Origin of the sequence: Pseudoalteromonas sp. BSi20439 (assembly GCF_000241165.1) — a bacterium.
GTDB lineage: Bacteria > Pseudomonadota > Gammaproteobacteria > Enterobacterales > Alteromonadaceae > Pseudoalteromonas.
This window is the reverse complement of the sequence record NZ_BADW01000099.1, coordinates 141,795-155,876: the sequence shown is the minus strand read 5'-3', so window position 1 is coordinate 155,876 and position 14,082 is coordinate 141,795. Positions and strand designations below refer to the sequence as shown.

The window sequence follows — 14,082 nt, the reverse complement described above, 5'->3', positions numbered from 1 at the left end:
TTAAACTTTTATTTAAAGACCTGCACGGTCTTTAATAATAGGGATTAAAGCTGATCCTGCATGATTTGCCTCAGCCCAGGCAATATCGGCACCATCTTCAAGTGAGCTTTTTGATAAGTTTTTAACAATGTACTCACCCGCATCAACTGCATTACTTGCAACAGCGTGACGTAGCAAGTTGTTACCGTTACAGAAAACTGCATCATAGATATTACGAATCTTAACACGTGAGCTTTTTAATTTACTACGTAGACGGTTTTTATCATCACCAGCAATGTATTCACAGATTGAAACAGCTAACTGATCATTAGCGCTTGCAGGCGCAGTATAAGCAAACGAACCCGCTGCAATAGCAGCAATTACAACTAGCTTCGGTAATTTAATCATTGATTGGACACCCTATATTAATACTTTTTTCGTACTCGACTGTTTAATATTGTACCAACACGCTCAGATTTTGGCAATAATGTTAAGAGATTTTATTCAAAGTTACGAACTTATAACTATATTTATTTTTATCATCAGGAGCCATCAACATTTCATCTTCAATTTGCCAACTTGCAACATTTTGGTAATCAGGAAACTGTGTATCCCCCTCAATATCTAGGTCAATAAAGGTTAAATACAACCGATGTGCTTGCCCTAAGAACTGCTGGTAAATGTTTCCACCGCCAATAATCATCACCTCTGCAACATCATTAACAAGCTCAAGTGCAGCCTCAGGCGTGGTTACTGTTTCAATTCCCGCTGCTTTATATTCAGTGTTGCGAGTAATAATAATATTGCGACGCCCAGGCAGCGGCCTACCTATCGACTCAAATGTTTTACGCCCCATAATAACGGGCTTACCAGAGGTTACTTTTTTAAAGTGCTGAAGATCGCCAGGTAAGTGCCATGGCATTTTATTATCTAAACCAATGACACGGTTGTTTGCCATTGCTGCAATCATTGAAATTATCACACTAAACACCTAATTCTTTATTATTAAAAAATAAAAAAGGAGCGTTAGCTCCTTTTAAATATATACAATTATCATTAACGCTCGTAGACAACTTCTACGTCGTAATCATCTTCATCCCAATCATCCCAGTCATCATCATCGCCTTTAGTGGCTTTTTGATGGTAGGTATCCCATTTAAATTCAACTTCTTCGTCTGCAACTTCAACAAACTTTTCTTTAGGCATGTTATCAAGTAGCGTCATGATGTCGTGAATTAATGGCTGCGTATTTAATTTATTAATTGCGGCAATACTATAAATATTTTCAGATTCACCTAACTCTTCTGCAATTTGCTCACACAGGGCCTTGGCTTCATCTTCAGGCAATAAGTCAATTTTATTAAATACTAACCAGCGTGGCTTTTCAGCAAGCTTAGGACTGTACTGATGCAACTCGTTGATGATTGCAAAAGCATTATCAACAGGGTTAGATCCATCAACTGGCATAACATCAATAATGTGCAATAACACACGACAGCGCTCTAAATGCTTTAAGAATCGGATACCCAAGCCCGCACCATCCGACGCACCTTCAATCAAGCCAGGAATATCAGCAATGACAAATGATTTATTTGCTTCAGGACGAACAACGCCTAAATTAGGGATAAGCGTAGTAAATGGATAATCTGCTACTTTAGGTTTTGCAGCGGATACACTGCGAATAAAGGTCGATTTACCTGCATTTGGTAAACCCAGTAAACCTACATCAGCTAATAGCATTAGCTCTAATTTAAGGTTACGTACTTCACCTGGTGTGCCGAGTGTTTTTTGACGTGGAGCACGATTAGTACTTGATTTAAAACGCGCATTCCCCAAGCCATGGAAACCGCCTTTTGCAACCACAATTCGTTGACCATCTTGGGTTAAATCCCCTAATGATTCTTGAGTATCAACATCTAGGATACGTGTACCTACCGGCACTTTTACAATCAGATCTTCACCTTTTTTACCAGTACAATTACGGCTTTGACCGTTAGTACCACGTTCAGCTCTGTGAAAACGCTCAAATTGATAGTCAATAAGGGTATTTAAGTTTTCATCAGCTTGTAGATAAACACTACCACCGTCTCCACCGTCACCGCCATCAGGTCCACCATCTGGAACATATTTCTCACGACGAAAAGACACGATGCCGCTGCCACCGTCACCAGCTTCTGCGCGAATTTCTACTTCATCTACAAACTTCATGATTACTCACTTTAGGGATTGGCTTGTTAATAACTCTATTATATACCCAAGCCGTGCTGATTGCAGGCTGGGCTTGGGTATATATTTTGCTTAAAACAAAAAACCCCGCAAAGGCGGGGTTTTTTAACTACCTTGCTGATTACTCAGCTACGATAGTTACGTATTTACGGTTTAAAGGACCTTTTTGTTCAAACTGAACTTTACCATCTGCTTTTGCGAAGATAGTGTGGTCTTTACCGATACCTACGTTTGCGCCAGGGTGGAAACGAGTTCCACGTTGACGAACAATGATGCTACCCGCTAGAACTGATTCGCCACCAAAACGCTTAACACCTAGGCGTTTGCTTTCTGAATCGCGACCGTTACGAGTACTACCAGCTGCTTTTTTATGTGCCATTTCTAAGTACCTCTAATTAAGCGCTAATGCCAGTGATTTTAACTTCTGTGAACCATTGACGATGGCCCATTTGCTTACGAGAATGCTTACGGCGTCTAAATTTAACAACCTTAATCTTCTCACCGCGACCGTGTGAAACAACCTCAGCTGTTACTTTACCACCGTTTACGAACGGTACACCAATCTCGATCTTCTCACCATCAGCAACTAAAAGTACTGAATCAAATTCAACTGCTGCACCAGTTTCAACGTCTAATTTCTCAAGACGAATTGTTTGACCTTCAGTCACACGGTGCTGTTTACCACCACTTTGGAAAACCGCGTACATAATTAACTCCGTCTGTGCGCCCTCAAATCGACGCAACTAAAATATTCTTCAATAGGGCGCGAAGTTTACGCTAATGCGAAAAAACTAGCAAGCCTCTTTTTGTAATTAAATGAATAAAAAGTAGCTGCATTGAGAGCAATTCAATATTTCCCCTATTTTATATTAAAATCCCCCTTTGCCAAGCGCTTTTTAACGGTTAGAGAAAATAAATTAGCAATCGCAAAGCAAGCCCACGTAGTTCAATTAACCGTCAAGGGTGATTCAAATTTAAACCACGCTGTTTAATCATTTATTCACCAAGTTAATAGGTCATTTAACCTACTTAAGGGTGTTTTTTTAAGGAATCATCACAAAATATCGAGCTAATGCGTTTTTTGTTGTACAATCTGCGCCGTTCACACATTAAAATTGGCTCGGAGATCAATGGATATAAAAGCTATCCAGGCGTTAATCGAAAGCGATATGAATGACGTCAATCAACTAATACATGCGCAAATGCGCTCAGATGTGGCGTTAGTTAATCAACTTGGTTTGTATATTGTTAACAGCGGTGGCAAACGTGTTCGCCCCATGTTGGCTATTTTGGCGGCTAAAGCGCTAGGTTACCAAGGTAAAGATCACATTACGCTAGCAACAATTATTGAATTTATTCATACCGCAACGCTTTTACATGACGATGTAGTAGATGAATCTAACTTGCGCCGTGGCACACCCACAGCAAATGCCGAGTTTGGTAATGCCGCCAGTGTTCTCGTGGGAGACTTTATTTATACTCGCTCGTTTCAGCTAATGGTAGGCCTTGGTAAAATGCAGATAATGCAAGTATTAGCCGATGCAACCAATATTATTGCTGAAGGCGAAGTGCTGCAATTAATGAACTGTAATGACCCAGATACTACTGAAGCCAGTTATATGCAGGTTATTTACTCTAAAACCGCCAAGTTATTTGAAGCTGCAACCGGGCTAGCTGCTATTATTACTGAGCAAGATGACAGTGTATTAAACGCACTTAATTTGTATGGTATGCATTTAGGCACTGCTTTTCAGTTAGTGGATGATGTTTTAGATTACAACGCTGATGCCGACCAACTTGGTAAAAACATTGGCGATGATTTAGCTGAAGGTAAGCCGACGTTACCTCTTATATATGCAATGCAACACGGTAGTGAGCATCAAACACAGTTAATAAGAGACGCTATTGAGCACTGTAATGGTATGGAGCATCTAGATGAGATACTCGCTGCACTTAAACATACCAATGCCCTTGAGTTCACTATGCAAAAAGCAGAGCAAGAAGCAGAGAAAGCAATTGCTTGTTTAGATTGCTTAGCTGAATCAAGTTACAAGCAAGCATTAATTAGCTTAGCTAGAATAGCGGTTGATCGCGACCACTAAGTTATACTGTGTAGATAATTCCGAGCAATAAAAAAGCCTGCAAATGCAGGCTTTTTTTATTGGGTTAATTTTGGCTATTACGCCATAAAATCAACACCTTCTTTAATGTCTTTTTTCAGAGTTTCAAGCATGTCATTTTTTGCTTGCTCTTCAAATGCGCTTAGTGTGCCGTAAGAAAGAATTTCTTCTACGCCATTTTTACCTAAACGTACTGGATGTGCGAAGTACTCTGCATCGCCATTTTCAACAGCAACATATGCATAATCTACAACGTCTTCACCTTGTAAGCCTTTAACTAAAGACATACAAAAACGTGCAGCAGCAGCACCCATTGATAATGTTGCAGAACCACCGCCCGCTTTAGCATTAACTACTTCAGTACCCGCGTTTTGGATACGTGGAGTCAGTGCAGCCACTTCTTCATCAGTGAAAGTAACACCTTCAACTTGAGAAAGTAACGGTAGGATAGTTGTGCCTGAGTGGCCACCAATTACTGGAACTTTAACGCTTGCTACGTCAACGCCTTTAAGCTCAGCAATGAACGCTTCAGAACGGATCACATCGAGTGTTGTAATACCGAATACACGTTTAGCATCATAAGTACCTGCTTTTTTAAATACTTCAGCAACAATTGGTACAGTGCCGTTAACTGGGTTAGTAATAATACCCACAAGCGCTTTAGGACAGTTAGCAACAATGCCTTCTGCTAGTGTTTTGATGATACCAGCGTTAACATTAAATAAATCAGCACGATCCATACCTGGCTTACGTGGCATACCCGCTGGGATAAGAACGATATCACAACCTGTTAATGCTTTATCTAAATCGTCAGCACCAAAACCTGCAACTTTAACATCTGTTGGGATGTGAGAAAGGTCAACAGCAACACCAGGAACTACTGGCGCAACATCATATAGTGATAATTCAGAGCCAGCTGGTAAACCTGTTTTTAATAATAAAGACAACGCTTGACCGATACCGCCTGCAGCACCTAATACAGCAACTTTCATTGGAATTCTCCGTGATTTGAGGTAGGAAATATTTGTGGTTCATAAGATAAAGAAATTAACGACTAAAAACAAATTTATCCTGCTTATTTTAGCTATATTTTCGACCATAGTTGTAAACTTTGCTGTTTAAACGCAGCAAAATGGCAACTTAAGCAAACAACTGCTGCATAATTATGCATTTTTGTGTAGAATTTGCGGTATCTATTACATAACTAATTAGACACTATGCAACCACAAGATAAACAAGAAGCATTGGTTAAAGCCTTTAAAGCACTTTTAAAAGAAGAAAACTTTGGCTCACAGGGCGAAATAGTTGATGCGTTAAAAGAACAAGGCTTTGATAATATTAGCCAAAGTAAAGTGTCGCGAATGTTAAGTAAGTTTGGCGCGGTACGCACCCGTAATGCAAAACAAGAAATGGTGTACTGTTTACCCGCCGAAATGGGAGTACCAACCGCTAAGAGCCCGTTGCGCCAACTCGTTATTGATATTATGCATAACGAAATGATGATTATTATTCGCACCAGCCCAGGGGCTGCTCAACTCATTGCGCGTTTACTTGATTCATTAGGCAAAGCAGACGGCGTACTAGGCACTATTGCCGGCGATGATACTATTTTTATCGCACCAGCTAAAATCTCAGAAATAGACCTCACACTAGAGCGTGTGCGTATTTTATTTGATACGGTTTAACCACTAACGCTGTGATTGAAACGGCTATGATCACTACGTAGCCGTTTTACAACTGTTATAACTGCTTTAAAAATCGCACTGAAGGGGCAAAAAATGCAGAGCCCATATCCGCCTGAGTAAAATCAAGCCAGTGGTCATAATCTTCCCCCTGCCCTAGTCGGCTAGTTAGCACTTTTTCGAATGCATCTCCTTTAGCAGAGCACGTGATCACTAACATACCTTGCTCATATACATCGCCATAAGGCATGCTTTGGTTGAGTAACAGTGCCTGACCTTGTTCATCTTTTAATTCACTGCGGGTTGCATGGCTACTTTCAAGTGCGGGGCTGAGCAAGGTATTATCAAGGCGTGTACGACCCATTATTTGCTCTTGTTCATGTAATGACAAATGCTGCCACAAGCTCAAGTCGTGCTTATAGCGCTGCACATGAATGTAACTACCTTGATCTTCAAAACTATCAGGCTTATTAACTAACGCCGTTACACGTTTTTGACGGCCATGGGGAGTATCGCCCGCATAAATAAAGCCATTAAAGTCTCGGCCATCTAAAAAGCGAAAATTACAAATTTGCTCAACTAGCTCAACATCTGGGGTGAATAGCTTGAGTATTTGTAGTGCAAACAAATGGTTTACATCTTCTCTGTCTGAGCGGATTTGCACAAACAAATCACATGGCCTTGCACTCATAACAAAGTCGCTATGGGTAATATTAGGAAAGCTTTGCAGCTCGCTTGGCATGAAGTCAGGTAAAATATGCGGCCAATATTGGGCGCCAATTGCCACCATGCAAGAAAGCATAGATTCAGAGAACTGATCACTAAACTCATCTTCAATATCGCTCACTTGTTTAAGCTTAGCGCGAAGTGATTCGTCGTGACCATCAAGTACATTAAAAAATAAGTGCAAACCGTGTAAGTTTGCTTCAGCACAAATCCCTGATTGCGCTTGCGCCATTGTTATTCCTTACTTTTTAGAGCAAAACACAGTGATTAATTACGATTCAAAAAAATTCACCGTGTGCGGTTTTATTTTTATTATAACCTGTTCATTAATTTCAAATGACTGGCCATACTGAGCTGCAACTTCTATTTCTTGTTCAGCAATAACCACAGTGTATACATAAGCAGAGCCAATAAAGCGACTACTTAGTATAGTTACGCACTCACACTCCAGCTCGTTATCATTATTACTGGCAAGTTCAAGTTGATGTGGGCGCACATAAATAACACCCTTTTTAGCCACTGCGCATTGCTGTGGCAGTATTGATTTAACCACACCAAACTGTGTTTTATATTCAGTGGCTGTTAATACAGTTGCGCTTAAGTATATGCCCTGACCCAGAAATTCTGCAACCTCCTTTGAGCTTGGTTTGGCAAAAAGCTGCTCTGGCGTGCCTTGCTGCGCAATTTTACCTTGATGCATAACCGCAAGCGTATCTGAAAATGCAAACGCCTCTTCTTTTGAGTGAGTAACAAACACTGCCGACACTTGCTGAGCTTTAATAATACGCCTAATATCGGCGATTAATTCAAATCGGACTTGGGTATCAATATTAGAAAACGGCTCATCTAACAAGAGTAAACTGGGTTTATAAGCTAATGCACGCGCAATCGCTACCCGTTGCTGTTGACCACCAGAGAGTTGATGTGGGTACCTATCGGCGCAGCCAACCAAATGCACAAGCTTTAACATTTCATCCACGCGAGCTTGTTTATCCGCTTTGCTCATATCGCTTAGACCAAAGCCAATATTATTCGCTACCGTTAAATGTGGGAATAGTGCGTAGTCTTGAAACATCATACCAATATTACGATGCTCTGGTGACACAAACGTATTGGCATCACTGACTAACTTACCATCAATAAATACCTGTCCTTGCTTGGCTTCAATTAATCCTGCAATGGCTTTAAGTGTGGTGGTTTTGCCGCAGCCACTGGCACCGAGTAAACACACTATTTCGTCTTTACCTAAGGTTAAGTCTAAATCATCTACAACCTTAGTCCCGTTATATGCATAGCTCACGCCTTGTAAAATCAAACTACTCATTTAACTACGTTGCTCCATTGAACGGTTAATAAAATATAACGGAATAAAGCCCACCACCACTATAAATAAAGCTGATATAGAGGCCAGCTCTAATTGTTCGTCGCTGACATATTGAAACACGTGCGTTGCTAAGCTTTCAAAGTCAAAAGGCCTTAGCAGTAAGGCTGCGGGCAGCTCTTTCATACACTCGATAAATACCAATAAACCTGCGGTTAATAAGCCTCGGCGTAATAAAGGCAAATGCACTAAGCGTAATGTGCGGCCTTGGCTTTTCCCCATTGACTGACTTGCCATATCAAGCGAGGGGCTAATACGTGAAAAGCTTGATTCTATGGCACCATGAGCCACGGCGTAAAACCGCACTATATAAGCAAAAATAATAGTGAGTAAGCTGCCAGTCAGTAATAGACCAATGTCTAAATCATAAGGAGTCAGAATACGGTTAATGGTATTTTCTAATAATGTGAGTGGCAACAATACCGCAATCGCTAATACTGTACCTGGTAACGCATACCCCGTACTTGCTAAACGCCCAGGTATAAGTGGGTTTGCTTGTTTTGCAATGCGCTGATAAAACACCACTAAAACACTCAGTGTTATCGTCACTGCACTAACCACTGCAGCCACTTTTAAACTTTGCCATGCATAGCTAAAAAATTCACTATTCCACGCTTGGTCAAAATACATCACTGCATATTTAAGTAATACAAACATAGGAATAATAAATGAGATTATTAAAATAAGGCTACAAAATCCCGTTGCTAACCATGCAGACTTACCTTTTAGGATATAAAGCGCCTCGCTGTTCACGCTCGATTGACGTTCAAATACAGCTTGGTTACGACGGCTAAAACGCTCGGTGATCAATGCTAAGAACAGCAGTAACAACATCACCCCTGAAATTTTTGCTGCTGCAGTTAATGAATAATAACCAAACCAGGTATCGTATACTGCGGTGGTTAGTGTACTGACTGCAAAGTAGCTAACGGTAGCAAAATCAGCCATGGTTTCCATACTGATCAAAGCCAGCGCAGCAACAATAGCACCACGAGAAAGCACCAGGCTTACTTTAAAAAAGCTTTTCCATGCACTTAATCCCATTAACTGGCTTGCTTGGACTAACTTAAAAGATTGTTCACGTAGTGCAGTTTTAAAAATTAAATATAAATACGGATAGAGTACCAGCGCAATCATGATGATAGCCCCTGGCAAAGTGCGTATATCAAAAAACCAGTAATCACTGGGTGACTGCCAACCAAACCACTCTCTAAGTGTTATTTGTACCGGCCCCGCGTAGTCGAGTAAATCGGTATATACATAAGCAATAATATAGGTAGGCATGGCAAGCGGCAGCATCAATGCCCATTCAAACTGTTGTTTGCCAGGAAAACGGCAATAAGCGGTGAGCCAACCCAGTGGTAACGCAATAAGACAGCTAAGTAACCCTACACCTAAAACCAGTAATACGGTATTACTTATATAGTCCCACAGCACAGTATTCCACAGGTGGGTAAATACCTCTGAGTCGCCTTGTAAAGATTCTACTAGTAGAAAAAACAACGGGGTCGACAGTAACAAACCCGTCGACCACGCAATAAGCTGCCACTTCGACAGCTGAAATTTATAAGTCATTAAAGATCGAACTTCACCTCATCAATTAGCTTAAGGGCTAACGGACGATATTTGCTAATTTCATCAAGCGGTAAGCTGTCTTCCTTAAAGCTTCCCCACGATGCAACCAAACTTGAAAGCTTAACACCTGGCTTAACCGGATACTCCATATTGAGCGAGGCATACATATTTTGCGCCTTATTGTCGGTCATATACTCTATGAGTTTCAAGGCATTTTCAGGGTTTTTAGCATACTTAGTAATTACCGCACCCGATACGTTAATATGCGAACCACGGTTAGTTTGGTTTGGAAAATTAATATTAACCGCATCTGCCCATGGTTTTTGCGCTTCATCTTGCAACATTTTACCTAAGTAGTAACTGTTACCTAAGGCTAAATTACATAAACCTTCTTTAACGGCTTTCACTTGCGCACGGTCATTTCCCTGCGGCTTACGCGCTAAATTCGCTTTTACACCCTCTAGCCATGTTTTAGTCTGCGCTTCACCATGATGAGCAATCATAGAAGCCACTAACCCTAAGTTGTACGGGTGCTTACCAGAGCGAGTACAGATTTGACCTTTATATTCAGGTTTAGCTAAATCTTCATAACTCAGCTCAGGCAATGGACCTAAGCGCTCTTTTGAAGAGTAAACGTTACGTACTCGCTTAGTGAGTGCCACCCACTGGCCATCGCCATCACGAAATGCAGCCGGCACATTATTATTAACGTTTTCACTCTCAATAGTTTGCGTTAGCTTTAGCTCTTCTAACTGAATTAACGCACTAAAATTAGAGGTTAATACTAAATCTGCTTTGCTATGCTTACCTTCACGCTTAACACGTTCTATTAAGCCTTTTTTAGCAAACACCACATTGGTTTTAATGCCTGTTTGCTGTGTAAAATCATCTAAAATAGGTTTAATTAAAAAAGGTTGTCTAAATGAGTAAATATTCACAACATCTGTTGCAACAGCAGGTGCTGAGATAATTAACCCAACAACAAGCGCGAGTGTTTTTTTCATATTTTCTTACCTGATTAATAATTATTATCATTAATTTTACCGCGATGAACCAAAAAGTGCACACTTTATATAATTACTTAGTGATAAATACGCCCAAAAAAGAAAACCCCTGTAAGATATCTCTTACGCTTATGACAGCAAATGAGTAAAAACACCCTGCACAACACCCTAAAAATAAACTAAGCTATTGTATTTTAAGTTATTTAAATATATTTCATTTGTAAGAACATAAACCATAAGCGGTTTTATCCTACATTTACTGCAAATCACTCTCTATAATTAACCCATAAATAAGCAACGACGCTTACCGAGTAAATGGAAACGGACTAACTACTCGAGTACCAAGGTTTGGTTTTTAGGATAACAGGGATTTAAGGACAGGCTCAGGATGAGTATCGCAATGGATTGTTGCATAAGGGATAGCATCAGGATGATGCGTAATGGATAACAACACCGGAATAGTTGTTTATAAAGGATAGGGAATAAAAGGACAGGCCTTTAAGGCAACACAATGGAATGATAACAATGGAAATGCACTCGGATGTGCAATAAGGATTGGTAATAGATTTTACCTTACAGGATGTTTCAGGGATTTAGGGAGACAGGCTCGGATAGCCTATATTACATAGAACTAGAAAGTAATATTGTAATAACACGGAACGTAAAAATTGGAGTTGATTAGGTTCAATTGCAGGATGCAACAAAGTTAGAAGATTCCGCAAGCGCGACTAGAGATGGTTCGCGCTTTTCTTTTGCCTGAAAATCAGCGGTCAGCCAGAATTATATATATTCAAACTATGAACAAGCATTAAATCCAGCTTTTTCGTATTAATACCCTGCACTTTATTCCGGCCTGCCTTTGTTACGCTTACCGAGTAAATAAGCGTCGCGAAACTTAATAAAATGCTGTTCTAATTTAGTGCTCGCATCAACTTCACCAGCCAATGCTAATACCATAATAGCCACCTCTGCCGTACCTAACTGGTGAGCATGGGGTGCTACACGTAATCGGTAATCTGAGAGCTTTTGTGCGGTAATAGAAAGCACGGGCAAATTATCTAAATAAGGACTTTTGCGGATCATTTTTTTAGCTTCACGCCATGTACCATCTAAAAATATAAACAATGGCTGTTTACCTGCAAGCGTTTCAACCTGCGTTACTACCCTGTCAGTTTCAACATCTTCTGCCGGAAAAATCACAAAAGGCTGATACTTATCATTATTCAACAAGGCTAACAATGCCGGATCTGGGGAGGTTCTATCCCAACGAAACGCATAATTATCAGGAACTATTTCCGCAATTAAACGCCCAGTGTTAGACGGTTTAAAACTTTCATTGTGATACATCAATAAACATACAGCAGCATCGCAGCTTGCGTACTCAGCGCCCTCACAAATACAGTAATGCTTGGCAATTAAGCATTGTTCACAGCGATCCATTTTTCCACCACGGGCATTAAACTCACGTCGAGATTCACTTATTTGCTGGGCACGTAATGCTAAAACTGAATTTTTTAAACTCTGAGTCACTGTGGTTAATTACCTATAAACTGATGGCTGAGCATTGTAGCTAAAATAAAAGGGAATAGATATCTGCGGGCTGCGGGCTGCGGGCTGCGGGCTGCGGGCTGCGGGCTGCGGGCTGCGGGCGCTAGTAAAATAAAACACCGAGCTTTTTGCAAGCATAACTTTTATATTGCAGGCGTGAATTTATCTCGCGCAGGTTTAATTTTGAGGTTTTAAGCCCGTTGCCCGGCACTCGCAGCTCGACATGCTTTAGTCTTTGTTTTTGCACCATAGAGACGCTGCGCTAGATAGAACAATCTTTTGCTAAACGCTGAGGCTATAAAAACAAAAAACCCAAGCCGAGGCTTGGGTTTTTTATCGCGATTAACTAAAAGAAATTACTTCTTCTTTTTAACTGCTTTTTTGTTTGGTAAATCAGTGATTGAACCTTCAAAAATTTCAGCTGCAAGGCCGATTGATTCGTTCAATGTTGGGTGAGCATGAATTGTCAGCGCTAAGTCTTCACCATCTGCACCCATTTCAATACCTAGACCGATTTCGCCCAGCATTTCGCCTGCGTTAATACCAATCATAGCACCACCGATAATACGGCCGCTTTCTTTATCAAAAATAAGCTTAGTAGAACCTTCAGTACGTGAAGAAGCAATTGCACGACCCGATGCAGCCCAAGGGAATACTGCTGTTTCAATGCTTAAACCTTGCTCTTTCGCTTCTTTTTCAGTTACACCCGCCCATGCAATTTCAGGGTCAGTGTAAGCAATTGAAGGAATACACTTAGGATCAAAGTAATGTTTTTGACCAGAGATAACTTCAGCAGCAACATGGCCTTCATGAACCGCTTTATGCGCAAGCATAGGCTGACCCACTAAGTCACCAATTGCAAAAATATGTTCTACGTTAGTACGTAATTGCTTATCAACGTTAATAAAACCACGCTCATCAACATTCACACCCGCTTTATCAGCGTCTAACATATTACCATTTGGTGTACGACCTACGGCAACAAGTACTTTGTCGTAACGTACTGGCTCTGCTGGTGCATTTTTGCCTTCAAACGTAACATATAAACCGTCGTCTTTTGCTTCAACGCCAGTTACTTTAGTTGAAAGCATCACGTTAAACTTGTCTTTAACATGCTTTTGGTAAATTTTAATGATGTCTTTATCAGCAGCAGGAACTAGTTGGTCTGCAAATTCTACAACATCAATTGCAGAACCTAGTGCACGGTAAACCGTACCCATTTCTAGACCAATAATACCACCACCTAAAACGAGTAGCTTTTCAGGAACATCTTTAAGCTCTAGCGCACCCGTTGAATCAATAACACGATCATCTTCTGGGATGAAAGGTAAGTTTACAGGTTTAGAACCCGCAGCAATAATTGCGTTATCAAAGGTAATGGTTGTTTTACCGTCAGCGCCTTCAACGTCTAAAGTGTTGCTACCAGTAAATTTACCGTAACCAGATACAACTTTTACTTTACGCATTTTAGCCATACCGTCTAAGCCACCTGTAAGCTGGCCAACAACAGACTCTTTCCAAGAACGAACTTCATCTAGGTCAATTTTTGGTGCGCCAAAAGTAACGCCGTGAGATGATATTTCTGCAGCATCATCAATCACTTTAGCTACGTGTAAAAGTGCTTTAGAAGGAATACAACCAACATTAAGACATACACCGCCTAATGTCTCGCGAGATTCTACTAATGTAACTTCTAAGCCCAAGTCAGCAGCGCGAAAAGCCGCAGAGTAACCACCAGGACCACCGCCTAGTACAACAACTTGAGTTTTTAATTCGTTGCTCATGCTATTACCTTTATTGTTTGAACGGGACACAGCCCCAAAATTTAACTGCCATGTTTC

General features: G+C 40.7%; 14 protein-coding genes. 2 read left to right on the top strand and 12 right to left on the bottom strand.

The genetic code is table 11. From position 1 onward, the window contains the following. Nucleotides 1-12: 12 nt before the first annotated feature. The 5 genes from P20439_RS09640 to rplU all read right to left on the bottom strand — a co-directional run bounded on the left by P20439_RS09640 (nucleotide 13) and on the right by rplU (nucleotide 2,912). The gene (locus P20439_RS09640) at nucleotides 13-387 is read right to left on the bottom strand and encodes a DUF3718 domain-containing protein (RefSeq protein WP_008466467.1); all 375 of its coding nucleotides are present in this window, start codon (nucleotides 385-387) and stop codon (nucleotides 13-15) included. 82 nt (nucleotides 388-469) lie between these two features. Next, on the bottom strand, nucleotides 470-961 hold the full coding sequence (folA, locus tag P20439_RS09635) for a type 3 dihydrofolate reductase (protein ID WP_008466466.1): 492 nt from the start codon (nucleotides 959-961) through the stop codon (nucleotides 470-472). Between the two features lie 74 nt (nucleotides 962-1,035). Continuing rightward, a complete protein-coding gene (gene cgtA, locus P20439_RS09630) occupies nucleotides 1,036-2,187 on the bottom strand; it encodes an Obg family GTPase CgtA (protein ID WP_008114965.1) in 1,152 nt (383 codons plus the stop codon). Nucleotides 2,188-2,326: 139 nt separating this feature from the next. After that, nucleotides 2,327-2,584: a 50S ribosomal protein L27 gene (gene rpmA / locus P20439_RS09625; protein WP_008114963.1), complete on the bottom strand. Its 258-nt coding sequence runs from the start codon at nucleotides 2,582-2,584 to the stop codon at nucleotides 2,327-2,329. A 16-nt stretch (nucleotides 2,585-2,600) separates the two neighbouring features. Further along, nucleotides 2,601-2,912, bottom strand: a complete 312-nt coding sequence (gene rplU / locus P20439_RS09620; protein ID WP_004587921.1) for a 50S ribosomal protein L21 — start codon at nucleotides 2,910-2,912, stop codon at nucleotides 2,601-2,603. Nucleotides 2,913-3,335: 423 nt separating this feature from the next. On the opposite strand from rplU, the gene ispB reads away from it, so the two are divergent. Next, nucleotides 3,336-4,307 (top strand): octaprenyl diphosphate synthase, encoded by a 972-nt coding sequence (gene ispB, locus P20439_RS09615; protein ID WP_008114958.1) that lies wholly within the window; start codon nucleotides 3,336-3,338, stop codon nucleotides 4,305-4,307. Nucleotides 4,308-4,384: 77 nt separating this feature from the next. Here ispB and mdh read toward each other — a convergent pair whose 3' ends face one another. Next, entirely contained in the window at nucleotides 4,385-5,317 is a 933-nt protein-coding gene (mdh, locus tag P20439_RS09610; protein ID WP_008466462.1) for a malate dehydrogenase, read from the bottom strand. A 225-nt stretch (nucleotides 5,318-5,542) separates the two neighbouring features. Between mdh and argR the strand changes: the two genes are divergently transcribed. Continuing rightward, entirely contained in the window at nucleotides 5,543-6,010 is a 468-nt protein-coding gene (gene argR / locus P20439_RS09605; protein WP_008466460.1) for a transcriptional regulator ArgR, read from the top strand. Nucleotides 6,011-6,065: 55 nt separating this feature from the next. Here argR and P20439_RS09600 read toward each other — a convergent pair whose 3' ends face one another. The 6 genes from P20439_RS09600 to lpdA all read right to left on the bottom strand — a co-directional run bounded on the left by P20439_RS09600 (nucleotide 6,066) and on the right by lpdA (nucleotide 14,025). Beyond that, nucleotides 6,066-6,965 (bottom strand): Dyp-type peroxidase, encoded by a 900-nt coding sequence (locus tag P20439_RS09600; protein WP_008466458.1) that lies wholly within the window; start codon nucleotides 6,963-6,965, stop codon nucleotides 6,066-6,068. A 39-nt stretch (nucleotides 6,966-7,004) separates the two neighbouring features. Further along, on the bottom strand, nucleotides 7,005-8,057 hold the full coding sequence (locus P20439_RS09595) for an ABC transporter ATP-binding protein (protein WP_008466455.1): 1,053 nt from the start codon (nucleotides 8,055-8,057) through the stop codon (nucleotides 7,005-7,007). Then, nucleotides 8,058-9,689 (bottom strand): iron ABC transporter permease, encoded by a 1,632-nt coding sequence (locus P20439_RS09590; RefSeq protein ID WP_036933451.1) that lies wholly within the window; start codon nucleotides 9,687-9,689, stop codon nucleotides 8,058-8,060. Continuing rightward, nucleotides 9,689-10,693 carry a Fe(3+) ABC transporter substrate-binding protein gene (locus tag P20439_RS09585; protein WP_008466451.1) on the bottom strand — a complete coding sequence of 335 codons (1,005 nt, stop codon included), beginning with the start codon at nucleotides 10,691-10,693 and terminating at the stop codon, nucleotides 9,689-9,691. Before P20439_RS09585 ends, P20439_RS09590 begins: the two co-directional genes overlap by 1 nt. A gap of 843 nt (nucleotides 10,694-11,536) precedes the next feature. Further along, nucleotides 11,537-12,223: a tRNA-uridine aminocarboxypropyltransferase gene (locus tag P20439_RS09580; RefSeq protein ID WP_008466449.1), complete on the bottom strand. Its 687-nt coding sequence runs from the start codon at nucleotides 12,221-12,223 to the stop codon at nucleotides 11,537-11,539. A 374-nt stretch (nucleotides 12,224-12,597) separates the two neighbouring features. Then, complete coding sequence (gene lpdA / locus P20439_RS09575; protein WP_008466446.1) at nucleotides 12,598-14,025, bottom strand: dihydrolipoyl dehydrogenase; 1,428 nt, start codon at nucleotides 14,023-14,025, stop codon at nucleotides 12,598-12,600. Nucleotides 14,026-14,082 lie beyond the last annotated feature (57 nt).

Coding starts and splice junctions, on each gene's coding strand:
- P20439_RS09640 (WP_008466467.1), bottom strand. CDS start 387: ATGATTAAATTACCGAAGCTAGTTGTAATTGCTGCTATTGCAGCGGGT.
- cgtA (WP_008114965.1), bottom strand. CDS start 2,187: ATGAAGTTTGTAGATGAAGTAGAAATTCGCGCAGAAGCTGGTGACGGT.
- rpmA (WP_008114963.1), bottom strand. CDS start 2,584: ATGGCACATAAAAAAGCAGCTGGTAGTACTCGTAACGGTCGCGATTCA.
- rplU (WP_004587921.1), bottom strand. CDS start 2,912: ATGTACGCGGTTTTCCAAAGTGGTGGTAAACAGCACCGTGTGACTGAA.
- ispB (WP_008114958.1), top strand. CDS start 3,336: ATGGATATAAAAGCTATCCAGGCGTTAATCGAAAGCGATATGAATGAC.
- mdh (WP_008466462.1), bottom strand. CDS start 5,317: ATGAAAGTTGCTGTATTAGGTGCTGCAGGCGGTATCGGTCAAGCGTTG.
- argR (WP_008466460.1), top strand. CDS start 5,543: ATGCAACCACAAGATAAACAAGAAGCATTGGTTAAAGCCTTTAAAGCA.
- P20439_RS09600 (WP_008466458.1), bottom strand. CDS start 6,965: ATGGCGCAAGCGCAATCAGGGATTTGTGCTGAAGCAAACTTACACGGT.
- P20439_RS09595 (WP_008466455.1), bottom strand. CDS start 8,057: ATGAGTAGTTTGATTTTACAAGGCGTGAGCTATGCATATAACGGGACT.
- P20439_RS09590 (WP_036933451.1), bottom strand. CDS start 9,689: ATGACTTATAAATTTCAGCTGTCGAAGTGGCAGCTTATTGCGTGGTCG.
- P20439_RS09585 (WP_008466451.1), bottom strand. CDS start 10,693: ATGAAAAAAACACTCGCGCTTGTTGTTGGGTTAATTATCTCAGCACCT.
- lpdA (WP_008466446.1), bottom strand. CDS start 14,025: ATGAGCAACGAATTAAAAACTCAAGTTGTTGTACTAGGCGGTGGTCCT.